This is a genomic window from Comamonas sp. Y33R10-2, assembly GCF_019355935.1.
Lineage (GTDB): Bacteria > Pseudomonadota > Gammaproteobacteria > Burkholderiales > Burkholderiaceae_C > Comamonas.
The window spans coordinates 3253770-3276152 of record NZ_CP079925.1; the positions used below are offsets into that span (position 1 = coordinate 3253770).

The 22383-nt window shown below is 58.0% G+C and carries 26 protein-coding genes; 9 read left to right on the forward strand and 17 right to left on the reverse strand.

The annotated features are described in order from the left end of the window. Nucleotides 1-108: 108 nt before the first annotated feature. Nucleotides 109-567, reverse strand: coding sequence for an rRNA maturation RNase YbeY (gene ybeY, locus KUF54_RS14630; RefSeq protein ID WP_219343500.1), 459 nt, complete (start codon nucleotides 565-567; stop codon nucleotides 109-111). Between the two features lie 137 nt (nucleotides 568-704). Continuing rightward, a complete protein-coding gene (locus KUF54_RS14635) occupies nucleotides 705-1712 on the reverse strand; it encodes a PhoH family protein (protein WP_219343501.1) in 1008 nt (335 codons plus the stop codon). Nucleotides 1713-1760: 48 nt separating this feature from the next. Here KUF54_RS14635 and ruvA point away from each other — a divergent pair, with 48 nt between their 5' ends. After that, nucleotides 1761-2336 carry a Holliday junction branch migration protein RuvA gene (gene ruvA, locus KUF54_RS14640; protein WP_219343502.1) on the forward strand — a complete coding sequence of 192 codons (576 nt, stop codon included), beginning with the start codon at nucleotides 1761-1763 and terminating at the stop codon, nucleotides 2334-2336. Nucleotides 2337-2409: 73 nt separating this feature from the next. Here the strand turns inward: ruvA and KUF54_RS14645 are convergent, their stop codons facing one another. Next, entirely contained in the window at nucleotides 2410-2943 is a 534-nt protein-coding gene (locus KUF54_RS14645; RefSeq protein ID WP_219343503.1) for a peroxiredoxin, read from the reverse strand. Between the two features lie 131 nt (nucleotides 2944-3074). Here KUF54_RS14645 and ruvB point away from each other — a divergent pair, with 131 nt between their 5' ends. Then, nucleotides 3075-4178, forward strand: coding sequence for a Holliday junction branch migration DNA helicase RuvB (ruvB, locus tag KUF54_RS14650; protein WP_219343504.1), 1104 nt, complete (start codon nucleotides 3075-3077; stop codon nucleotides 4176-4178). Nucleotides 4179-4211: 33 nt separating this feature from the next. On the opposite strand, the gene KUF54_RS14655 is transcribed toward ruvB, so the two are convergent. Together KUF54_RS14655 and KUF54_RS14660 are read right to left on the reverse strand one after the other, a co-directional pair. Continuing rightward, nucleotides 4212-4931, reverse strand: a complete 720-nt coding sequence (locus KUF54_RS14655; protein ID WP_219343505.1) for an MgtC/SapB family protein — start codon at nucleotides 4929-4931, stop codon at nucleotides 4212-4214. Nucleotides 4932-4941: 10 nt separating this feature from the next. Beyond that, complete coding sequence (locus tag KUF54_RS14660; protein ID WP_219343506.1) at nucleotides 4942-6744, reverse strand: lysoplasmalogenase family protein; 1803 nt, start codon at nucleotides 6742-6744, stop codon at nucleotides 4942-4944. A 140-nt stretch (nucleotides 6745-6884) separates the two neighbouring features. Between KUF54_RS14660 and KUF54_RS14665 the strand changes: the two genes are divergently transcribed. Continuing rightward, nucleotides 6885-8195 carry a hypothetical protein gene (locus KUF54_RS14665; protein WP_219343507.1) on the forward strand — a complete coding sequence of 437 codons (1311 nt, stop codon included), beginning with the start codon at nucleotides 6885-6887 and terminating at the stop codon, nucleotides 8193-8195. Nucleotides 8196-8279: 84 nt separating this feature from the next. Here the strand turns inward: KUF54_RS14665 and KUF54_RS14670 are convergent, their stop codons facing one another. The 5 genes from KUF54_RS14670 to KUF54_RS14690 form a co-directional block, all read right to left on the reverse strand. Further along, nucleotides 8280-9464 carry a DSD1 family PLP-dependent enzyme gene (locus tag KUF54_RS14670; protein ID WP_219343508.1) on the reverse strand — a complete coding sequence of 395 codons (1185 nt, stop codon included), beginning with the start codon at nucleotides 9462-9464 and terminating at the stop codon, nucleotides 8280-8282. Then, nucleotides 9448-10089, reverse strand: a complete 642-nt coding sequence (locus KUF54_RS14675; RefSeq protein ID WP_219343509.1) for a histidine phosphatase family protein — start codon at nucleotides 10087-10089, stop codon at nucleotides 9448-9450. Before KUF54_RS14675 ends, KUF54_RS14670 begins: the two co-directional genes overlap by 17 nt. Nucleotides 10090-10126: 37 nt before the next feature. Further along, nucleotides 10127-11071, reverse strand: coding sequence for an alpha/beta hydrolase fold domain-containing protein (locus tag KUF54_RS14680; RefSeq protein ID WP_219343510.1), 945 nt, complete (start codon nucleotides 11069-11071; stop codon nucleotides 10127-10129). Between the two features lie 212 nt (nucleotides 11072-11283). After that, nucleotides 11284-11838 carry a DUF3455 domain-containing protein gene (locus KUF54_RS14685; protein WP_219343511.1) on the reverse strand — a complete coding sequence of 185 codons (555 nt, stop codon included), beginning with the start codon at nucleotides 11836-11838 and terminating at the stop codon, nucleotides 11284-11286. Nucleotides 11839-11894: 56 nt separating this feature from the next. Further along, on the reverse strand, nucleotides 11895-12488 hold the full coding sequence (locus KUF54_RS14690) for a ferritin-like domain-containing protein (RefSeq protein ID WP_219343512.1): 594 nt from the start codon (nucleotides 12486-12488) through the stop codon (nucleotides 11895-11897). Nucleotides 12489-12727: 239 nt separating this feature from the next. On the opposite strand from KUF54_RS14690, the gene KUF54_RS14695 reads away from it, so the two are divergent. Then, nucleotides 12728-13303 carry an RNA polymerase sigma factor gene (locus KUF54_RS14695; RefSeq protein ID WP_219343513.1) on the forward strand — a complete coding sequence of 192 codons (576 nt, stop codon included), beginning with the start codon at nucleotides 12728-12730 and terminating at the stop codon, nucleotides 13301-13303. Nucleotides 13304-13321: 18 nt separating this feature from the next. Continuing rightward, nucleotides 13322-14113, forward strand: a complete 792-nt coding sequence (locus tag KUF54_RS14700) for an anti-sigma factor domain-containing protein (protein WP_219343514.1) — start codon at nucleotides 13322-13324, stop codon at nucleotides 14111-14113. 117 nt (nucleotides 14114-14230) lie between these two features. Here the strand turns inward: KUF54_RS14700 and KUF54_RS14705 are convergent, their stop codons facing one another. The 5 genes from KUF54_RS14705 to KUF54_RS14725 all read right to left on the reverse strand — a co-directional run bounded on the left by KUF54_RS14705 (nucleotide 14231) and on the right by KUF54_RS14725 (nucleotide 17927). Further along, the gene (locus tag KUF54_RS14705; RefSeq protein ID WP_219343515.1) at nucleotides 14231-14776 is read right to left on the reverse strand and encodes a DUF2501 domain-containing protein; all 546 of its coding nucleotides are present in this window, start codon (nucleotides 14774-14776) and stop codon (nucleotides 14231-14233) included. A gap of 159 nt (nucleotides 14777-14935) precedes the next feature. Next, nucleotides 14936-15658 carry a DUF4136 domain-containing protein gene (locus KUF54_RS14710; protein WP_219343516.1) on the reverse strand — a complete coding sequence of 241 codons (723 nt, stop codon included), beginning with the start codon at nucleotides 15656-15658 and terminating at the stop codon, nucleotides 14936-14938. 94 nt (nucleotides 15659-15752) lie between these two features. Beyond that, nucleotides 15753-16733 carry a tRNA 2-thiocytidine(32) synthetase TtcA gene (ttcA, locus tag KUF54_RS14715; protein ID WP_370627558.1) on the reverse strand — a complete coding sequence of 327 codons (981 nt, stop codon included), beginning with the start codon at nucleotides 16731-16733 and terminating at the stop codon, nucleotides 15753-15755. Between the two features lie 5 nt (nucleotides 16734-16738). After that, nucleotides 16739-17110 carry a dihydroneopterin aldolase gene (locus KUF54_RS14720; RefSeq protein ID WP_219343518.1) on the reverse strand — a complete coding sequence of 124 codons (372 nt, stop codon included), beginning with the start codon at nucleotides 17108-17110 and terminating at the stop codon, nucleotides 16739-16741. Nucleotides 17111-17141: 31 nt separating this feature from the next. Continuing rightward, nucleotides 17142-17927, reverse strand: coding sequence for an SDR family oxidoreductase (locus KUF54_RS14725; RefSeq protein WP_219343519.1), 786 nt, complete (start codon nucleotides 17925-17927; stop codon nucleotides 17142-17144). Nucleotides 17928-17936: 9 nt separating this feature from the next. Between KUF54_RS14725 and KUF54_RS14730 the strand changes: the two genes are divergently transcribed. The 4 genes from KUF54_RS14730 (at nucleotide 17937) to trxC (ending at nucleotide 20287) form a co-directional block, all read left to right on the forward strand. Continuing rightward, nucleotides 17937-19052: a class I SAM-dependent methyltransferase gene (locus KUF54_RS14730; RefSeq protein ID WP_219343520.1), complete on the forward strand. Its 1116-nt coding sequence runs from the start codon at nucleotides 17937-17939 to the stop codon at nucleotides 19050-19052. A 60-nt stretch (nucleotides 19053-19112) separates the two neighbouring features. Then, on the forward strand, nucleotides 19113-19475 hold the full coding sequence (locus KUF54_RS14735; RefSeq protein ID WP_219343521.1) for a hypothetical protein: 363 nt from the start codon (nucleotides 19113-19115) through the stop codon (nucleotides 19473-19475). A gap of 75 nt (nucleotides 19476-19550) precedes the next feature. Further along, a complete protein-coding gene (locus KUF54_RS14740; RefSeq protein ID WP_219343522.1) occupies nucleotides 19551-19751 on the forward strand; it encodes a DUF2905 domain-containing protein in 201 nt (66 codons plus the stop codon). A 101-nt stretch (nucleotides 19752-19852) separates the two neighbouring features. Further along, nucleotides 19853-20287 carry a thioredoxin TrxC gene (gene trxC / locus KUF54_RS14745; protein ID WP_219343523.1) on the forward strand — a complete coding sequence of 145 codons (435 nt, stop codon included), beginning with the start codon at nucleotides 19853-19855 and terminating at the stop codon, nucleotides 20285-20287. Between the two features lie 9 nt (nucleotides 20288-20296). Here the strand turns inward: trxC and KUF54_RS14750 are convergent, their stop codons facing one another. Together KUF54_RS14750 and KUF54_RS14755 are read right to left on the reverse strand one after the other, a co-directional pair. Beyond that, complete coding sequence (locus tag KUF54_RS14750) at nucleotides 20297-20671, reverse strand: DUF779 domain-containing protein (protein ID WP_219343524.1); 375 nt, start codon at nucleotides 20669-20671, stop codon at nucleotides 20297-20299. Between the two features lie 188 nt (nucleotides 20672-20859). Beyond that, nucleotides 20860-22380, reverse strand: a complete 1521-nt coding sequence (locus KUF54_RS14755) for an aldehyde dehydrogenase family protein (protein WP_219343525.1) — start codon at nucleotides 22378-22380, stop codon at nucleotides 20860-20862. Between the last annotated feature and the right edge of the window lie 3 nt (nucleotides 22381-22383).

The following is a 22383-nucleotide window of genomic DNA, read 5'->3' on the forward strand; positions in this document are numbered from 1 at the left end:
CGGTATGGGCTTTGCGCCCTTTTGTCTCCCGATCTTAGCGGCAATAAAAAAGCAGCCTGCTCAAGGGAGGACCTTGGCAGGCTGCTTTGGATTTGATAGCGCGAAGGATTACTGCGCGTAGGGGTCTTGGTAACCCATTTCCTTCATGATGTCGCTCTCGTAGGCTTCCATTTCATCGGCGTCTTCTTCGCTGGTTTCATGGTCCCAGCCCTGCGCATGCAGAGTGCCGTGCACCAGCAGGTGGGCGTAATGCTCTTCCAGTGTCTTGTTCTGCTCTTGGGCTTCGCGCTCCACCACGGGGGCGCAGAGCACCAGGTCGGCCTGCACAGTGGGTTCCTGCTGGTAGTCAAAGGTCAGCACATTGGTTGCGTAGTCCTTTTTACGGAACTCGCGGTTTAGCTTCTGGCCTTCTTCGGAGTCGACAATGCGCACCGTGATCTCAGCATCCACCGCCAGCGCGTGGCGAATCCAGGTCGTGACCTTGGCGCGCGTCAGCAGCTCACGGTGGGCTGTGGCCTCGGCAGAGGGGCCAAATTGCAGAGTCAGTTGCAGTTGATTTAAAGACATTTTGGCTTGTAGTCCATGTATTTCATGGACTCTTTGCTATTGAAATTGAAGCGGCTTACGCAAATCAGGTTCAAGCAAGAGACGCGCCTCATAGCAGCAGTCCTTGGCACATCCTTGTTTGCGTAAGTCATATTTGTTTAAAGCTCATCCGCCGAGGGCAGAGGGCGGCTGATGCGGGGCTTGGCGGCTTTGGGTGCGCTGGTGCCTTGGGTCACGCGGCCGTTGGCGTCGTAGGCGTCCACAATACGGGCGACGAGCGGGTGGCGAACCACGTCCACACTGGTGAAGTGATTGACGGAGATGCCTTTGACGCGGCGCAGCACGCGCTCTGCATCGACCAAGCCGCTGGGCGCGCCCTTGGGCAAGTCCACCTGACTGACGTCGCCTGTCACCACGGCCTTGGCACCAAAGCCAATACGGGTCAGGAACATCTTCATCTGCTCAGGCGTGGTGTTCTGGGCTTCGTCCAAAATCACAAAGGCATTGTTCAGCGTTCGGCCGCGCATAAAGGCCAGCGGCGCGATTTCTAGCACATTGCGCTCAAAAGCCTTTTGCACTTTTTCGTAGCCCATCAGGTCATACAGCGCGTCGTACAGTGGGCGCAGATAGGGGTCTACCTTTTGTGCCAGATCGCCGGGCAGAAAGCCAAGACGCTCGCCAGCTTCCACCGCTGGGCGGGTCAGCACAATGCGCTGCACGGCGCTGCGCTCTAGTGCATCGACCGCGCAGGCCACGGCCAGATAGGTTTTGCCAGTCCCTGCGGGGCCAATGCCGAAGGTGATGTCATGCTTGGCAATGTTTTCCAGATACATCGCCTGATTGGGCGTGCGCGCGCGCAGGTCGGCGCGGCGCGTGGTTAACTGGGGCGCGGTCAGGTCGGCTTCCAGCATTTCGGCGTCGCCAGCGAGCATCAGCTGCAGGGTATCTTCTGCGATCACGCTATCAGCCAGCTCATACAAGGCCTGCAGCAGCTCTAGCGCTTCATTGGCCTTGGCCTTGGGGCCGTCGATCTTGAACTGCTCGTGGCGGTGAGCGATCTTGACGCCCAGCGCAATTTCAATGGTGCGCAGGTGCGCATCCGCCGGTCCGCACAGGTGGGACAGACGGGTGTTGTGGTGGGGAGTGAAAGTGTGGCGCAGGATCACGCGGATAATTTCTCAAATAATCGCCGCACAGTGCGGCAAAGGATTTCAATGATAGGCAAATTGACTGGAACGCTGCTGGAAAAAAACCCGCCCGAGGTCTTGGTGGACTGCGGCGGCGTGGGCTACGAGGTGCAAGTGCCCATGAGCACCTTCTATAACCTGCCAGCCAACGGCGCCAAGGTGGCACTGCTGACCCATTTTGTAGTGCGCGAAGATGCCCAGCTGCTGTTTGGTTTTGCCACAGCCCGCGAGCGCCAGACGTTTCGCGAACTCATCAAGATCACCGGCGTGGGCCCGCGCATGGCGCTGGCCGTACTCAGCGGCTTGAGCATTGATGATCTCGCGGATGCGGTATCGCAGCAAGAAGCAGGGCGATTGGTGAAAGTGCCGGGCATCGGCAAAAAGACGGCTGAGCGCTTGCTGCTCGAGCTCAAAGGCAAGATTGGCTCAGACACTGGCGCGCAGTCACTGTTTGCCAATAACAATGACCAAAACGACATTCAGCAGGCGCTGATGGCGCTGGGCTACTCGGACAAGGAAGCGTCTGCTGCGCTGAAAAAGCTGCCGCCAGATGTGGGGGTGAGCGAGGGCATCAAGCTGGCGCTCAAAGCCTTGACCAAGTAGTTGTGAGGCCCTGCGCCAGCGCGGCGTCCCCCGCAATCGGGTAAGGGGCGAAGCCATCTCACCAGGGCGGCGCTTATCGTTGCTGCAGCTTTTTTACCGCAGCTTCGGTTTGCTGCACATGCGCCGTGGGGTCAACGCCCACATGCACAAACTTCACCTTGCCGTCTTGCCCGATGACGTAAGAGATGCGATCAGCCCGCGCCGGGTTGGCCCCAGCGCCTGCGTCATAGGCTTTGATAGTTGCGGCTTGCGGGTCAGATGCCACGGCAAACTGGTCGCGGCAGGCTTCGGTGGAAAAGCGTTTGAGGGTGTCGATGTCATCATGCGACATGCCCACCACCGTGGCGCCCATAGCCGCAAAATTCGGTGTGGCCTCGGCAAAGGCATGGGCTTCCATGGTGCAGCCTAACGTGAATGCTTTGGGGAAGAAGTACAGCACCACCGGCCCCTTTTTCAGCGCGGCAGCCATGTCAAAGTCAAAGGCTTTACCGGCCACAGCTGCCGGTGTTTTGAAGTTAGGCGCGGAGTCCCCCACTTTGAGGGCAGCTTGTGCTGAGCCAAGGAGCAAGAGCAGGGCGGCGGCGGTGGTCAGTGATTGAAAGCGCATGTGCAGACTCCTGAAGGGATGGTGCATTGTGCGCATAACTCTGTCGCGGGCTTGATTGGCCACGGAAGGATTTTGTTTTTACCTGTATTTTTAATCAGTGCTTGACGCGTGCTTAGGGCACAATTGCCGCCATGACGATTCATGTGGACGAATTTGCGGCCAGCCCCGCACCAGCACGCAAACCTCGCGCTTCGCGAGAACAGAGCGAAGCCGCATCCTTTGCAGAAGGCGCGCCGCGCATGGTTTCTGCAGGCGCTTCACCTGTGGGCGAAGAAGCAATGGAGCGTGCCCTGCGGCCTAAGGCACTTGATGAATACGTCGGCCAAGTCAAGGCGCGTGAGCAGCTAGAAATCTTCATTGGCGCTGCTAAAAAGCGTGGTGAGGCACTCGATCATGTGCTGCTGTTTGGCCCCCCCGGTTTGGGCAAAACCACGCTCAGCCACATCATCGCCGCAGAGCTGGGTGTGAACCTGCGCCAGACCAGCGGGCCGGTGCTGGAAAAGCCCAAGGATTTGGCCGCATTGCTCACCAACCTTGAGCCCAACGATGTGCTGTTCATCGATGAAATTCACCGCTTGAGCCCAGTGGTTGAAGAAATTCTCTACCCCGCGCTGGAGGACTACCAGATCGACATCATGATTGGTGAAGGCCCGGCGGCGCGCTCCATTAAGCTCGATTTGCAGCCGTTTACGCTGGTGGGTGCTACCACACGCGCTGGCATGCTCACCAACCCATTGCGCGACCGCTTTGGCATCGTGGCGCGACTGGAGTTTTATACGTCAGAAGAGCTGACCCGCATCGTGCGCCGCAGCGCAGGCTTGCTCAAAGCGCCGATTGATGAAGAAGGCTGCTTTGAGATCGCTCGCCGTTCACGCGGAACGCCCCGTATCGCCAACCGTTTGCTGCGCCGTGTGCGCGACTACGCCGATGTGAAGGCAGATGGCAGCATCACCCGCGAGATTGCGGATAAGGCGCTGGCCATGCTGGATGTGGACCCGCAAGGCTTTGACATCATGGACCGCAAGTTGCTTGAAGCCGTGGTGCACCGCTTTGATGGCGGCCCGGTTGGCTTAGACAATATCGCTGCCAGCATTGGCGAGGAGTCGGGCACGATTGAGGATGTGATTGAGCCTTACCTCATTCAGCAAGGCTTTTTGCAGCGCACGCCGCGTGGGCGCATGGCGACCAAGGCGGCATATTTGCACTTGGGTTTGCCGGTGCCGGACGCTGAGTAGTCCTGCTTTAGCCCTAAGCCCTCACCTTTGCCTTTATCCAGCCAGCGGGCTGGTATGCCAGAACGAGCCTTTCACACCGTTGAGTTGCTCCATCTCTTTGGTGATGGCGTTGAGCTGTTCCGACCGGGCAATGGTGGTCATCAGCAGCACCTCAATTTCTGTATCGTTAGCGCCCAGCGCATGCTTTTCTGTACTGCGTGCGGGGTAGCCTGAACTGTCCAGCAGATGCTGGAGCTTGCTCAAAACCTCGGCTTGGCCGGCGCGCTCGCAGACCACATACAGGTGGTAGTTGGATTCGCTGGCGTCAGTATTCGTGGGGCGAGTGTTGAGGTAGAGCACCAGATAGCGCAGCAGCGTATTGGCTGCCAGCACAAAGGCGGTGACCAAGCCCGCTTGCACGATGAAGTCTGCGCCGCACATTGCACCCACGGCCGCAGAGCCCCAGAGCGTGGCGGCCGTGTTCAGCCCCATGATGTTGGCGCCTTCCTTCATGATGGCGCCAGCACCCAAAAATCCCACGCCTGAGACTACGTATGCCGTAATTTGGACGGCACCCTGATTGCCTGAGAGTTGCAAACCCAAGTCAACAAAAGCGGCTGCGGCAATGGCGACCAAGGTATTGGTACGCAGCCCAGCAGCGCGCTGGCGCAATTGCCGCTCTACCCCGATGGCGGTGCCGAAGATAAAGGCAAAACTCAGGCTGAGTAATGAGTCGAATACGCTGAGCAGCGAAAAGTTTTGAAGAGCCTGCATGGGGGCGAGCTTAAGTGATTTGGGTGGCTGGAAATATTGCAGGCGGCACAGCAAGATCGGGTGTGGTGCGTGACTGGGCTTGCCCGCGCAGGCTGCCCTGCACAATCAGCGCCTGCGCTATGTAATAGCTAGCAAGCACCCAAATGGCAGACCACGGCAGCGGCTGCACAAAGCGGTTGATGGCCAAAAAACTGTCACTGACCATGAAGGCGCTGGCGCCTAAAGCGACTAGCAGTGACGAGCGCTCACGCAGCACCTGGTAGCGGCCCCAGGCTTGCGCTGCCATCAGTGCAATCACGCTGACGTATACCGCCACAGGCAGTCGTATGGCGCTTGGCAAACCATTCATCCATAGATAGGCGTACATGCCGGCGCCAATGGCCACAATCAGCCATAGTGCGCGGCGGTTGGCAAACCATGGGGCATCGGTTTTGAAGAGGGCGATGTAGCAGACATGGGCCAGCAAAAAGCTGATGAGGCCGGGGATGAACAGGTTGGCAAGCATCAAGCAGACATCGCCAGAGAGGGAAAAAACAATAGCTGCTAGCAGCAGAGATACCTGCTTTGTAGAGAGTTTTTTCTCTGTACCCATTGCATTTAGATGACTTGTAGCTATACAAACGAGAGCAAAAATCATGCTCAACGGTTTAAAAAACCAGTGCCATTGCTGCAGTCCAAGTGCTGCGGTGGCCATGGCCAGTGCGCCGCTTTGTAGCATCAGAGCCATCCACACGCTGATGCGCCCTTGCATGGCAGCAGACAGCGCCCACTGAGCGGTGAGCAGTACGCCAAACCACATTAAATTGGTGGCCAGCGGGGACTGGTCGGCATTCCATAAAAAAACCGTGGTGCCTGCAATCAAAGCTGCAAACTGCAAGGACACAAACCAGCGCAGCGGCGTATTCATGGGGGGCGCGTAGAGGATGCGGTGCTCATCCAGATTGAACTCAGGTTTAGGAAAGCGCTGAGCTACGTCTAAAGGGCGCCAGCCGGGAGGCTTGAACCAGACCTTGATTTTGTCCAGCCCGTTGCGAGCAAACCAGCTGTCATGGGCGAGTTGTCGATAGACGGTGGCATTGGCCCACAGGGGGTCCCAGCTATTGAGCAGGCCACGCGTTCCGTAGACGCAGGGCTCTTTGTCATCTTCTTCTTTAAACGTGCCAAAGATGCGGTCCCAGATGATGAGAATGCCGCCGTAGTTTTTATCCAGATACTGCTCGTTCACGGCGTGGTGCACGCGGTGATTGCTGGGCGAGCAAAACCAGCGATCAAACCAGCCCAGTTTTTTGACCTGCTCGGTATGCACCCAAAACTGATAGAGCAAATCGATGAGCCCGACCACGGCAAACACCAGCGGCGGCACACCCGCCAGCGCCATGGGAAGATAAAAAACCCAGCCCAGCAGCGCACCGGAGCTGGTTTGGCGCAGCGCCGTGGAGAGGTTGTAGGCCTGACTTTGATGGTGCACGACATGAGCCGCCCAGAGCACGTTCACCTCATGGCCCATGCGGTGCAGCCAGTAGTAGCAAAAGTCGTAGAAGATCAGCGCCAAAATCCAGCCCGGCAGACTCAGCCAAAAATGATCAGCCTGTACCAGTGCGATGTGGCTGGCTACAAAGGTGTAAATGCCCAGCGTCAGCAGCTTGGTAAACACCGCGCTGGTCTGGCTGAGGACGCCTAAATTTAAAGAGCTGACGGCATCGGCCAGCGCATAGGCGTTGCGCCCGCGTTTGAGGCTGATGAGCCATTCCACAACAATCAGTGCGAAAAACACCGGCGTGGCCAGAACAATGATTTGGCTGGGAGAGAGCATAGGTCTTGATTCTTGGCGCAGATACCAGAGCCAAGGCTTCGCAGGAACCCTATGGGCAGCCAAGGAGCGGGTTCAGGCGCACTGTTGCAAAGCAACAAGTCCGGTTAGTCTATGGACTGTTTTCTTTTCATACTTTGCATATGACGACTGTTTGCCTGAGCATTTTTGAGCACGCCGAGCCGCAGGTGTTGGCCAATCACCAGCATTACTGCTCTCGCATGGGCTATGTGCATGTGCAAGCGTCTATGCAAGGCTTGCAAAGTCGTGCGCACAAGCTGGTGTTCAAGTACGAGATGCTGCTGCATCAGCTGCGCAAAATGGCGGATGACGCGTTGTTGATTTGCGCCACGGATGACTGTGTGTTTTTAAACATGCTGCCCGCCGAGCCCATGCTGCAAGGGCGAGACCGCTTGCTGCTCGGAATCGATGGCGAAAACAGTGACAGACAGACAGCGATTCAGGTTTGGCGCAACACGGAAGAGGTACGCCATTTTGTGTTGGACTGCATTGCCCGCTCCAAGATCATGAGGGGCGTGGAGCAGGAGCTGGATTTGCACTTGGATCAGGACTACGTGAGTGCCTATACCCAAGTCGCTGGCAACTATGCCACTGTGAAATGCGGAGTTCGTTACGCGGTCAATTGGCTGGGGCACTCAAACGTGTGGACCTTGAGCCTGTATGAGGTGGAGATATACGCAGGCGTTCACCCCTTGTTCAGGCAGTCATTGTTTGAGCATATTAATGATTGGCAGCAAAAGGCCATGCCGCTTTTTGAGTTCTCCGCCTATGCGCATGTGCCGCAGGGCGGGCATGGCGTGCATCTGGGCAGCAAAGATATTGCTTTGGTCATGTACTACACACCCAATATCCGCAGCTTCTCTGCCATTGCAGAAAGCAATATTGAGCGCTATTGCAAGCGCCATGGCTACACGTTGTATGTACACCGTGAAACACCGCCAGATGTGGAAGAAGGTATTTCTGGAACCTGGCTCAAGCCGTGGCTGCTGCACAAGCACCTGCCCCAGCATGAATGGGTGATTTGGGTGGACGCCGATATGCTGCTGATAGACCAAAGCCAGCCGCTGGAGCCTTTGCTACAAGGGCGTGATATTTTGGCTGCGCACGATATTGGTGATTGGCTGATTAATGCAGGCATGCTGGGTTTTCGGCGAACCCAGAAAAATACCGCACTTTTGGCAGAAATGCTGGACGGTATTCGAGCCGTCAAGGACAAGTCCAGCACGTATGCCAGCGGGGGTGATCAGACCGTGATTGCCAATTTGCTGCAGCGCGAGCTGGGCTGGACGCTGGCTGATGGTCTCGATTTGATCAGCCTGAATACGCCTTGGTTTTTTCAGCAGGGCAGCAGCCAGCTGGTGCATTACTACGGCATGGTGAATGAGTTGCGCGCCACCATTATGGCGGCGCAGGATAGAAAGAGTTACCGTTAACGATTCGCTGCTGCATCTCAGATAGGCTCAGAAGGTGGGTAGGGGGAGGAGGGGTGATTCTTCTGAGTTTTTTCAGGAGCTATGTCAGCTCAGCGCGCCGCGCGCATCAACGCTCAAGATGCGTTCAACCACGCCTTTGAGCCTGCCGCCGCGCACGCCAATCATGTAATCGTGCAGGTTGACGGTGGGGTCGCAATGCCCAGGGATCAGCCACAGCGTCTCGCCTAAAGCAGGCAACCAGCCGCTGGTGTTACCGCCTTCTGCATCGGGGTGCAGCACGCCATGCTCGTCACCGCCATTGGCAAAGCGCAGCGCGTTCTCGTGCGGCAAGGCATGAAGCTTGGGCAGGCCTGAATCAATGGCGTGAGCCTTGTGACCTGCATCGCAAACCGCATGCTCTTTGCTCAGCGACATGACTTGGGTTTTGACGTAGAGCGCATGCTCGAATATGGGCTGGGCGGCATCGCGCTGGTTGGCGGCGTAGTCCGCGTCCATGAATAGAAACGAGCCGGGCTGAATCTCGCCATACACGCCACTGGCGGCTTCATTGACCATGGTGCCGGTGCCTGCGCCGGTGATGAGCGCAATGGCAATACCGGCGCGGTCAAACTCGTGTCGGGTGCGGTTGACATGCTTGAGTACTTCTTCAATGGCTGCCTTGCGCTCGGCAGCGGTGCGCAAATGCTGTGCCCCGCCGTGATAGGCCTGCAGGCCTGCAAAGCGCAGGCTGGGCTGGGCGTGAATGGCTTGTGCCAAAGCCACAGCATCTGGGCCGGGCTCAACCCCGCAGCGGTTTTGGCCCACATTGATTTCAACCAGCACATCCACCGCCGCGTCGCCCGCCTGTGCGTTTTGCAGGGCGTGTGCTAGGCGGCTGATGCCTTCTTCACAGTCCACGGCAATCGCAAGCCGGCCGCCTTGTGCGTTCAGCGATTTGGCTAATTGGGCCACGCGCTCTAGCTTGCTTGGGGCGATGACCTCGTTGCTGATAAAGAGGTTGCGGATACCGCCCTCGGCTAGTATTTCTGCTTCGCTTAACTTTTGCACGCAGTGGCCGCAGGCGCCGGCTTGCTCGAGCAGGTGGGCGATGTATGCGCTTTTGTGCAGCTTGGCGTGTGGCCGCCACAGCACGCCATGGTGCTGGGCAAAGCGCGCCATGCGCTCGATGTTGCGCTCCATGGCATCAAGGTCAACAACCAGCGCTGGTGTGTCTATGCGCTTGATGGCTTGGCCAACCAGTGTCTGTAAATGTTCAGGAATGTGCTTCATCTTGGCTGCCTTGCTGAAGGTGTGTGGTATCGGCCCAGCCTACCAAAGACAAGCCGTTTGGCGTCCAAAGCAAACGATTGATGGCGCAGTTGGTGAGCTCCCAAGTGCGCGGGGCCTGAAAGTCTTGGCGTGTGGCCAGTCGGTACAAAACATCCAGCACGCCGCCGTGGGCGACCAGCACAATCTGCTCGCCTTCATGCTGCTGGGCGATCTCGTCAACGGTGCTGGCAATGCGCTCGCGCAGCGCAATTAATGAGTCGCCGCCGCCGGGTGGCGCATAGCTTGGGTTGCGTGTGCGCCAAAGCTGGGCATCTTCGGGCTGCGTGGCTTCCACATCCTTGAAGGTGCGGCCCTGAAAGTCTCCAAAGCAGCGCTCGCGCAGGCCGCTGTTGGTGTGCAGCGATGCGCCGCAGACGCGTGCAATGGCTTGGGCCGTGACATGGGCGCGCAGCAAGTCGCTGCTGTAAACAGCGGCAATGCTGTTGCCAGCCAAAGCGTGTGCGGCTTGCTCGGCCTGCCACAGACCGGTTTCGTTAAGGGGAATGTCTAGATGACCTTGAATGCGTCCGTCGACGTTCCAGCTAGTCTCTCCGTGGCGGATGGCAATGATGCGCGTGGCGTGCATGGCGAAAGCTCGTACAGCATGAGTGGTTCTTAGCCTGTCATTGTCTTGCAAACAGCGTGTCTTCACTGCGCATCTGTGTGATCAATTGCTGCCGGGTTGCATGCGCCTCGGGTGTGGGCAGCAGGGGCCATGCATGGGGCATGCGCCTGCCGTGATGGATATGTATGTCGCAGCCCGCTTGCCGGGCTCGCTCGGCAAACGTCAATGATGCTGAGGTACACACATCATGCTGGGCGCACCACAGGCTTATGGGAGGCAGTTTGTGCAGATCGGCATAAGCGGGGCTGACCCATGGGTGACTTGTGGATAACTTGCCTGCGTAAAGGCGTCCGGCTTCCCGGGCACCATCGAGAGCGAGCATGGGGTCTCGCGCAGCGAGAGCGTTGCAGGCATCGCCTTGCAGCGTTACATCCAGCCAAGGCGTGATGAGTAGCAATTTCTCAGCCATAGCCAGCCCAGCATCGCGCTGAGCTAGTGTGAGGGCCACAGCCATGCCCGCGCCGGCAGAGTCACCCATCAAGCCCCAGCGAGCATGGGGTGCCAGCCATTGCGCCGCGGCCTGCAGCAAGTCGGTAATGGTGGCGCAGCAGGTGAATTGAGGCGCCAGCGGGTACTGCGCCACCAGAACGGTGCAGCCGCTGCCCAATACAAGCTCGCGCAGCATGCGCCAATGCCAAGGGGTGATGGGGCGCACATAAGCGCCGCCATGCAAGTAAAGCCAGCAAGGCAAAGTAGTAGTGGACGGTTGCTGCGGCGAAAGCTGCCAGCATTGCCAGTAAACAGGGGCGGTGAGTGGCTGCACTTTCAGCTGAGAATCACTCTTTGGGGCAGGGGCGGCTTGCACATTTCGCTCGAGCATGGTGTGCAACTGCGCGGCGCTGCGGTACATGGCATTGCGCTGGCTGATGCGCAGCCAAGACAGCAGCATTCGCATGGGAAAACTGATGGACAGGCTGGAGAGATCTGCGTTGGGCGAAGACATGCTGCATTTTTGGCATGAAAGAGTCGCTTTCCCATCGGCATCTGCCAGAGTGCGTGAGCATCTGTTGAGATTTTTTCGGAGTCGCGAAAGTGCCGTCTGTGGTCTTTGATTAACTCTCAACCGAGCCTAAAGCAAGCGCATGAAAAAAGGCCTGCCTTGAAAGTGGCAAGCCTTTTTGGTTGCATGACCGTGGCGATGAGCCGGGCTTGTTATCAGATAGCTTTCCAGAAAATGTAGTCAGCCTGGTATTGCACAATTTGCTTGCTGCCCAGATTGCCAGCCCCACAGGCCATGCTGGGTGCAACACCGCCCTTGGTGGCTACTCGCTGGATATAGCTCACGCCTTGCATGGCGCCCATGCCGCTGGCCGGGTTGGCTTTAACCAGTTGCAGGGGGATGTTGCCCGCACCGGCTGGAGCTACTGCTAACTGCATAGCGGTGAGTTTGGAGCCGTCATTGTTTTCCCAAGTAGCGGGTGGGCCCCAGTATTTGCCAATGACGTTGCCGCCGCGCGTTTGTAGCTTGGCATCAGGACCGACGAACACCCATTCATGCTCGGCAGCCATGTCCTTTTTAGCGCGACATTCATAAGTGATTTGGCCTATGCCAACGGTTTCCATGGCCACTTTGTGCCCGGCGGGTACTTGCACGGCTGCCGGTAAATCGGCCTGAGAGTACATGGCTTGTGAGCCCATGGAAGAGCAGGCAGACAAAGCCAAGCCAGCAGCTGAAACCATGGCCAAAGTGATAAGGCGTGAATGCTTCATGAGAGTGTCCTCAAATAGGTGGGAGAGAGAGGTCAATGCTGTATTTACGGCGCGATTCAGGCGCCAAAAGACAAGGCATTCGTGGGCAATGAGCGACCCAGAGCCGAGGTCAGCGCGGTGTAGTGCATGGTTTCGTCAGCAGCAAGTCGCCCGGCCACTTTTGCAAGGTCTCGACTCTCAAAGGCTGGGATAACGCCTAGGTAGGCATTGGTCGCGCCTAGCTCGAGCTTGGCTGCGAGTGCCAGAACATCGTTCTGATTTTTAAGAGTGCTTGCCTTGAGCGATTCGGCATAGATTTGCATGGCCGCTTCAGCCACTGGTTTGCCGCCCATCTTTTGAATAGTGGCAATCAAGGCATCGCGGTGTGCTTTGTGATGGCTTTGGAACAGCAGGGCCACATCTAGCAAAGGCTTTTGCAGCAAGCCGCTGCTGGCGCCAAGTTGATAGGCGTTGATGGCTTCATGCTCTAGCGCCAGTGCCACATTGAGGATGGAAACATCTTTGCTGGGGTCATGGCTCATGCCTTGAGCCAGTGACTCTTTGCTCGCCAGCATGGCGACTGCCGTGGCTGACAGCATACCCGTAGTGCTCAAAAATCCGCGACGCGAGGCCGTGTTGGAGGTGCGGCCTTCAAACATATTGATGTTCATGATGACTCCTAATTCGTAGTGGGGTGGTGTCGACGAATTGCGCTGTCCGACCTATGGAATACGCAGCGGCGGAGTCACTGGATTCAACTTTTTAACAATATTTTTTAAGGGGTTTCACCCATCATCTGAATCCATTAGCGAGGCTGCTGCGTATACAGGTTCATGAGAGGCAAGCAAATATCGCTTGGCAGCAATGCAACAACACCGTCGCAAGCAGGTTCGCCTGTTCACAATGGGGCATGAGCGCCAACACACCAGACAAAGACCTGATGGAATTACTAGACCGCGTAGCAGCCCAAGATGAGGCGGCTCTCAAACAGCTGTATGACCAGAGCGCCTCGCGGCTTTATGGGTTGGCGCTGCGTATCGTCGGCAACAAAGAATGGGCTGAGGATGTGCTGCAAGACAGTTTCTTGGGCATTTGGCGCAACGCCGGCCATTACCGCGAATCGCTGAGTCCGCCTCTGGCTTGGATGGGCATGGTGGTGCGCAGCCGGGCACTGGACTTTTTACGCCGTCGCCGGGCCGAGCGTTTGCATGTCAACGTACCGATTGACGATATGGATGAGCAACTGCCGGACAACGATGGCAACAACCCCCAGCAATGGGCGCAGGCCAGTGAACAGGCCGCCGCCCTGCATCAATGCTTGCAGCGACTAGAGCAGGCGCAAAGGCAGGTGGTGAGTTTGGCTTACCTCAAAGACCTGAGCCAAAGCGAGTTGGCCAGCTACCTCAAGCTGCCGCTGGGCACTGTGAAAACATGGATGCGCCGCAGCTTGGAGCAGCTGCGCAAGTGCATGGCGCGCCATGTTTGAGGGGCAGGAGCAAACACCATGAACCTGACTCAAAACCCTGAACTACTTGATCGCCTGGCGGCGGCCTACGCGCTGGGTCATTTGCGCGGCGGGGCCAAGCGGCGCTTTGAACAACTGGCGCGTGAATATGCACAGGTGCGCGCTGCTGCGCTGCTGTGGCAAGGCCGCTGGTCAGCCTTTGCTGAAGTGCAGCAGCCGGTGCAGCCCGATGCAGCCGTGTGGACACGCATCGACAATTTGCTGCAGGCGCAAAAGACCCATGCCAAGCTGCTTGAGCAGCGAGAGCTTGCTGCACCGAAGTCGCCAAACCGCGCACTTGCTTGGTGGCGTGGACTGGCGTTGGCTGGCAGCTTGGCGACGGTGGCGGCTATCTCGGTAGGACTTTGGCTCACAGACAGCACGCAACAACAAATGTCTTCGCTGCAAACCCAGCTGCAGACAACGCAGGCGGCATTGCAGGCTGCGCCGCAAATTCAATATGTGGCGGTGCTGGCCGATGGCAAGGCGGCGGCCTCCATGTTGGTCACGTTTGACCCTAGGCGCAATCAGCTGCAGCTTCAGCGCGTAGGTGGTTTCAAAGAAGCGAGCAACCGGTCGCTGCAACTCTGGGCATTGCCTCCGGAAGGGGCGCCGCGCTCTTTAGGTGTGATGGGGCAGGGAAAGCTCGAGCAGTTTGCGGCGCAAGAGGGCGATGTCAAAGCCGTGCCTGCGCTGGCCATCAGCCTAGAGCCTAAAGGCGGCGTGCCCAGCGAAACAGGGCCAACAGGGCCGGTGCTGTTCACGGGCGCTTTGATTCGGCGAGATTTATGAGCTGCCGCGACTGTTGAGACGCGCTCTTGTCAAAACAAAAAGGCTTGCATATTTGCAAGCCTTTTTTGCCTCTAGTCCTTATGTATTAAGGACTAGTTGCTATTTATTTGAGAGTTTTTAGAGCAGTGACTTGGCATTGTTCAGCACAAAGTCGCAGGCCTTTTCCTTCACGCTGCTCTTGACCTTGTCCAGACTGAAGCTCTTGCCGTCCGAGCCTGTGACCATGCCCAGCAGGCCGTTTTGGTAGCCAGTGTCCTTGGGTTCTTCTTTTTGCCCCAGTCCCAGCTTGCCCAGCAGCTGATCCTTGATCTGCGTGGCTTTGTCTGCATTCAGGTAGTTGTTCTTCATGCAGTAGGTCAGCACGCCTGCTGCATTGCTGACCGTGCCTGAGCCGCTGAGGCCGCCCAGACCCAAAGCGGCCAAGCCGGCGCCGGCAATACCACTGCCAGCACCACTACCAGAGCTACCGCCGCCAACCAGTCCACCCAAAGCGCCTAGGCCTGATGAGCCGCTGTCGCTAGGCGCGCTGCCTGCGCTGTTTGAGCCAGCACCCAGTCTGGAGGCGCCTTCTTTCAATGCATCACCCCAGCCAGAAGCTTGGGCTGAAAAAGTGGCGCCAGCCAGTGCGGCGGTGATCAAAGCGCTAGCGATTGTTGACTTCATGATGAATTTCCTTTCATGGATGAATGAGAGCCACGATGGACGCCAAGGTAACATGCTCTGCGCCCGGCAGGGCGGCGCAAATGTGGAAGTTTGCAACGCGCACAATGAGGCTGCAGCAGGAGCCTCAAGCCAATGCAGAGTCAGACTTTTGCTACGAAGTTATTGAGCGCTCTTTGCCGGTGTGGGTGATGTAAGTGGAGCCGGTGATACTGGTGCGGCTGTTGCGCCGGGAACTGCTGCTGGAGTTTTGGGCTCAGGCGGTTGAATGACAGTGCGCACATTACGCTGGCCTTGTGGCGGCTTGGGAAAGCCCGTTAACGCTGCATCAAACAAAATGCCGAACATAGCGGCATCGTCCGTCCACACATCTTGGCGCTGGGCCGAGGTTTCATAAACGATTTGCTGAGTTTTGATGTCGCGCATGACGATGCTCACGGCGCGGTAGTACTCCAGCGGCGGGCTATTCATCATCATGTTGCCGCCAAAGCCAAAACCCATACCGCGGCCAAAACCCATTCCCATACCCATGCCCCAGCGCGGTCCCCAGTAGGGGTCGTAATAAGGCCAACTGGCGTAGTCGCGCCCATGGCGGGCCGTGGCGCTGATTTGCACTACCAAGTTGGCGCGCGAGTCATCGCGCATCAAGCCGACGTGCGCCAGTGCATGCTGGGCCTGCGCCTCGATGGCGGGGAAGTTCATTTGCCCCTGCTGAGACGGCAGGGTCTCTAGCCGATAAGTGGCGGGAGTAGGGACAGCATTCAGCGACGAGAAGCTTCGCACCGAACTATTGACTTCACGCACGGTGGTGCAGCCGGTCAGCAGGGCGCTTGCCGCTAGGGCAGCGATGCCAATCCAGCGGTATGAAGTGTTGCGCAGGTTCATGGTGATACCTCTCTGATACGACAAAGGCCCATGCAATTGATTGCCACGGGCCTTTGATTGGACTGATGCGTCCCGGTTTAGTTCAAAAATCCAATTAGGACAGTTGTACCACTTGTAAGCCGCCGGGCAGGGTGGCCATGGTGGGCAGCTCTTCATGGTCAAACGCCATGTCACCGTTCGGGTCGGCAATGCCAGTGGCCTTGGCACCCTTGAAGTCGTGCAGCTGGGGGTCCATCATGTGCGTAGTCACGATGTTGCCCATGGCGCGGAACATGCTCTCGATGCGGCCGGGGAACTTCTTTTCCCACTCGCGCAGCATCTCGCCGATGACCACGCGCTGCAGGCCGTCCTGGCTGCCGCAGAGGTTGCAAGGGATGATGGGGAAGTTTTGGTACTGCGCCCAGCGTGCGGTGTCTTTCTCGGGCACATAGGCCAGAGGGCGAATCACCACATGCTTGCCGTTATCAGACACCAGCTTGGGCGGCATGCCCTTCATTCGGCCGCCGTAGAACATGTTGAGCATCATGGTCTGCACGATGTCATCGCGGTGGTGGCCCAGTGCCACTTTGGTGCAGCCCAGCTCGTCAGCCACCTTGTACAAAATGGCGCGGCGCAGGCGCGAGCACAGACCGCAGGTGGTCTTGCCCTCGGGCACCACGCGCTTGACGACGCTGTACGTGTCTTGCGTTTCGATGTGGTAGTCCACGCCCAGGCTCTTGAAGTACTCGGGCAGGATGTGGTCGGGGAAGCCGGGCTGCTTCTGGTCCAGGTTCACGGCGACCAGATCGAACTTCACGGGCGCACGCTTTTGCAGCTTGCGCAGAATGTCGAGCATGGTGTAGCTGTCCTTGCCGCCGGACATGCAGACCATGATCTTGTCGCCTTCTTCAATCATGTTGAAGTCAACAATGGCTTTGCCTACTTCACGGCACAGACGCTTTTCCAGCTTGATCTGCTCGCGCTCGATTTTGATTTTGCCGGGCTTGCCAGCTTCTTCGCCAGCATTTTGCGCGGCGGCTGCGTCAGCGGCTTCGGCCTCTTCGGCAATCCAGGGGTTGTCGTTTACTGCATTCATGGGGTTCACCATTGTCCGGTTTCGATGCGAATGGCTACTTCGCAGTCGTCAAAAATTTCTAGCTTCGCAATTTTCACACGTACGCCGCGCACGCCGGGCAGCTGCAGCAGGCGATGGGCCAGCTTGCCGATCAGGCTTTCGAGCAAGTTCACATGCTCAGCAGTGCACTCGTCGATGATGATTTGGCGCACCTTGCGGTAGTCCAGCACGTGAAGAATATCGTCATCACTGGGTGCTAGAGGCTGGGGGCCGAGGTTGAGTTCGGCATCAACCTGAATAGGCTGAGGCGTTTTTTTCTCATGCGCAAGAATGCCGAGGCTGGCGTCAAAGCGCAGCCCGGTGAGCGTGAGAATCTGTTGTCCGGAAGAGGAAGTCATGGAAAAGGGGGAGGAGTGCGGCCGGCTGGCCTCACATCATCGAAAAATCGCGCTCAAAGCGCTGTAAATGCTGGCCGCCATCGACCAGCAAGGTTGTGCCCGTCATCGAGCGGTTTTCCAGTGCAAAGCACACGGCAGCGGCAATGTCCTCGGGCGAGGACGAACGGCCCAGCGGGCTCATGGAATGCAGGGCTTCGAATTTTTCCTGGCTCAGCATATGGCTGGTCAGGGTCAAGCCGGGCGCCACGCCTACCACGCGGACCTGCGGCGCAAGCGCCAAAGCTAGCATGGTGTTGGCCGCTTCCAGAGCCGCTTTGGACAGCGTGTAGCTCATAAAGTCGGGGTTCTGGTTCCAGAGCTTTTGGTCCAGCACATTCACCACGGCGCCACTTGCCTCAGCATCTCCGGCTGCAATGCGCTGCAGCACATGGGCGTGCAGCGCTTGCGACAGCAAGATAGGTGCAGCGGTGTTGCTGCGCATATGCGCTTCTAGCGCCACATAGCTGAAGCTTTGGGCATCGTCATGCTCAAACAGCGAGGCGTTATTGACCACCGCATCAAGGCGGCCAAAACGCTCCACCACACGCGGCACCAGCGAGCGCACAGATTCCTCGTCAAAGAAATCGGCATCAAAAGCGGCGCTATCGCCCGAAATATCGGCACAAGCTGCTACGGTTTGCAGAGCTTGCTCTTGAGAATCACGGTAATGCACAGCCACTTGCCAGCCCGCGCGGGCCAAGGCCAGGGCCATGTCACGACCTAGGCGACGGGCAGAACCAGTCACCAATACTGTGCGTGTTCGGGCGGATGTGGACATTCGTGGAAAATGCGGGTTGTGACGACAGAATCCACCAGTTTAACTAGCGCCTTGCAATCTCGCATTGCCAAGGAAATTGCCGCCGTGGGCGGTTGGCTGCCTTTTGACCGATTCATGGAGCTTGCGCTCTATGCGCCGGGCTTGGGCTATTACGCCAATGAGACGGCGAAATTCGGGGCCATGCCAGAGTCGGGAAGCGACTTTGTGACGGCGCCTGAAATTTCGCCTATTTTTGGCCAGTTAGTGGCGTCCCAATTACGGCAGGCGCTACAAAAAACGAATACCAACGAGATTTGGGAGTTTGGTGCTGGCACCGGCGCGCTGGCTCTGCAAATTCTCGATGAACTGGCCTTGCAGGGCGAGTTGCCTGAGCGCTACACCATCGTTGATCTCTCCGGCACGCTGCGCGCACGCCAGAAACTGGCGCTGACAAAGTACGAGCATTTGGTGCGCTGGGTGGACAGGCTGCCGGATGCCATGGAAGGCGTGATCATTGGCAACGAGGTGCTGGACGCCATGCCTGTGCAGCTGCTTCAGCGCACTCAAGGCCAGTGGCACGAGCGCGGCGTGGTAGTGAATGGTGAGGGATTTGCTTGGGAAGACCGCCCCACGGAGTTGCGCCCTCCATTCGATATTGGCGGCCCGCACGACTATTTGACCGAAATTCACCCGCAAGGCGAAGCCTTTATTCGCACCTTGGGCGAGCGATTGACTCGGGGTGCTGCTTTTTTCATCGACTACGGCTTTGGTGAGAGTGAGTACTACCACGAGCAGCGCCACATGGGCACCGTGGTCTGCCACTACCAGCATCAGGTCGATAGCGACCCGCTGGCGCTGGTGGGGCTCAAGGACATCACGGCCCACGTCAACTTCACTGGCACGGCTGTGGCTGCGCAAGATGCGGGCTTTGAGGTGCTGGGTTACACCAATCAGGCCTACTTTCTCATCAACTGCGGACTGGGCCCCAAGATGGACGCCGTCGGCCTCAAGGCGCGCTCCATGGCATCCAAGCTGGTGATGGAGCACGAGATGGGGGAGCTGTTCAAGGTGATTGGCCTGTGCAAAGGCGTGGAGCCGTGGCTGCCGCAGGGCTTTGTGCAGGGCGACAGAACCCACCGTCTCTAACCACCGAAAGTAGTTCTGGTCCAGACACCGATTCACATTTCCATTGCCCGCTGGTGCGGGGTGTTTGCCATAGACGCCTTGCTTCTGGCCCTGCTTTGGTATGAGTACCTCGATCTCCGGGCGGTGACGTTTGGGCTCGGGCTGCTGCTGGTCGTATTGGTCACGCTGGTGGCCTGGGTCAGGCTGCTGCGGCGTGGCTGGTTGGTTTGGCGGGTGCGCAAAGTCTTTGGGGACTCCATCGCCCATTTAAGGCCACCGGCTTTGCCTTGGAACTATCTGATGGCAGTCAGCCTTAGTGATTTGCTGATTACGGCCACCTTGCTTATTCAGAGTCTGCACTCGCTGGCCGTGGCCTATGGACTGGCCGCCTTGGTGCACCACGGCTGGCAATGGCGTCTTGCCCTGAATCAGCCGACCTCATAACTCCAACTCAGAGGACCGTGAGGGGATTGGGGGCGATACGGCCTGCCGCTGCTCCCGGCTTCTACACTTCACACCATGATTCGCTGGTTGATCGTTATTTTTCTGGCCCTGTTACTCATTAACGGCCTGCACGGCTGGCTGCAGCGCATTGGGCTGGGGCGTCTGCCCGGGGACTTTCGCTTTCGGCTGTTTGGCAAAGAGATTTTTTTGCCCATCGCCAGCACCGTCGTGCTGACGGTGATCGCTGCGTTGATTGCGCGCTTTGTGAAGCTTTGAGTGGGCTGACTTGAATCAGCCGGCTTTGTCTGCACATATCGCCATGAATCCAACTTGTGCCCACTTGCACAAGCCATGCACCGTTACAGAAAGGTTGCTCTGTGTCTGAATCCTTGCATTACGTCTGCCCTCACTGCCACACCACCAATCGCATCGCCAAAGAGCAGTTAAGCAATCAGCCTGACTGCGGCAGCTGCCACAAGCCGCTGATAACGGGTGAGCCCGTGGCGCTGGATGACGGCAGCTTTGCCAAACACATAGGCCGCAGCCAGTTGCCGGTGGTGGTGGATTTTTGGGCACCTTGGTGTGGCCCTTGCCGCATGATGGCCCCTGCCTTTACCCAAGCCGCGCAGCAACTTGCGGGGCAGGCGCAGTTAGCCAAGCTTGATACCGAGGCTTATCCGCAGCCGTCTGCGCCGTTTGGCATTCGCAGTATTCCCACCATGGTGATCTTCAAAGAAGGCAAGGAGCTGGCACGAGTCTCCGGTGCCATGCCAGCGGGTGAGATCGTGCGATGGGTGCAGTCGGTGATTTGAAGGGAGGAGTCACCCCAGCGCTTGCAGCCGCAACGCCGCCATTTCCTCATCGCTGAACACGCGTGATCGGGTCAGAAAGGCTTTGCCCTCTGGTCCCTCCAGCGACAGCGTGCCGCCTCCGTGGCCGTCGATCACGTCGATGATGAGTTGGGTGTGCTGCCAGTATTCGAACTGCGAGACGCTCATGTAAAACGGCAGGCCACCAATCTCGCCCAGCTTCACATCGCCGGGGCCGATGGTCAGCTCGCCCTCGATATAGCAGTTGGCAGCGCTGTTGTCGCAGCAGCCGCCTGACTGGTGAAAGAACAAGTTTGGCCCGTACTTGGCGCGGAGCACATCGATCAGCTCCAGCGTTGCCGGGGTGGCAATGACGCGATCGACCATGGGTGCTCCTTGCTATGGTGTTTGATGAGCTAGTCCTTTATTGATAAGGACTAGCGGCAGATTTCGTGAAAATTAAAAAGTTGTTGCGTGGGTGTGGGAGCGCCGCAGGCGAGGCGCAGACCCGAAGACAGTAGCAGCGCTACGACGAGGGTTTGCAACGAAGCATCCGGCGTTCCCACGACCACGCTTTAGAAGAAGCCTAGTTTGGATTCGGAGTAGGACACCAGCAAGTTCTTGGTCTGCTGGTAGTGGTTCAGCATCATCTTGTGATTCTCCCGCCCGATGCCCGATTCCTTGTATCCACCAAACGCCGCATGTGCGGGGTAGGCGTGGTAGCAGTTGGTCCACACGCGCCCGGCCTTGATGGCGCGGCCCATGCGGTAGGCCACATTGCCGTTGCGGCTCCAGACACCGGCGCCCAGGCCGTACAAGGTGTCGTTGGCCAGCTCCAGCGCTTCTTCTTCGGTTTTGAAGGTGGTCACGGCCAGCACGGGGCCGAAGATTTCTTCTTGGAAGATGCGCATCTTGTTGTGGCCCTTAAAGATGGTGGGCTGCACGTAGTAGCCGCCATCCAGTGCGCCGCCTAGCTGGGCCTGCGCGCCGCCGCACAGCACTTCGGCGCCTTCTTGCTTGCCTAGGTCAAGGTAAGACAGGATTTTTGTCAGCTGCTCTTTGCTGGCCTGCGCACCCATCATGGAGTTGGGGTCCAGCGGGTCGATCTGCTTGATGGCGGCCACGCGCTTTAAGACGCGTTCCATAAACTTGTCGTAGATGGACTCATGGATCAATGCACGCGATGGGCAGGTGCAGACCTCGCCTTGGTTGAAGGCAAAGAGCACCAAGCCTTCGATGGCCTTGTCGAGGAAGCTGTCGTCCTTGTCCATCACATCGGCAAAGAAGATATTGGGCGACTTGCCGCCCAGCTCCAGCGTGGCCGGGATCAGACTGTTGGCCGCAGCCTGCGCGATAACGCGGCCGGTACTGGTGGAGCCGGTGAAGGCGATTTTTGCAATGCGCTTGCTTTGGGCCAGCGGCATACCGGCCTCACGGCCAAAGCCGTTGACGATGTTGAGCACGCCCGGTGGCAGCAAATCACCAATCAGCTTGGCCAGTACCAAGATGGAGATAGGGGTGGACTCCGCCGGTTTGAGAACCACGCAGTTACCGGCAGCCAGCGCAGGCGCCAGCTTCCACGCGGCCATCAGGATGGGGAAGTTCCACGGAATGATCTGCCCGACCACGCCCAGCGGTTCGTGAAAGTGATAGGCCACCGTGTCGCCATCGATCTGGCTGATGCCGCCTTCTTGTGTGCGAATGGCGCCCGCAAAGTAGCGGAAATGGTCGGCCGTCAGCGGGATATCGGCATTCAGCGTCTCGCGGATCGCTTTGCCGTTGTCTATGGTTTCCACATAGGCCAGCAGCTCAAGATTGGCTTCAATGCGGTCGGCAATTTTTAGCAAAATGCCGCTGCGCTCGGTGGGGCTGGTTTTGCCCCATGCGTCGGCGGCGGCGTGGGCTGCATCTATGGCTTTTTCAACGTCAGCAGCCGTGCCCCGGGCCGCCTTGGTGTAGACCTTGCCGCTGATGGGCGTGATGACATCGAAGTACTCACCCCCGCTGGGCGGCACCCATTGGCCGCCAATGTAATTTTCATAGCGGTCTTGGTATGTATGCAGCGCACCGGGCTGGCCGGGAAGGACGTAAGCCATGAG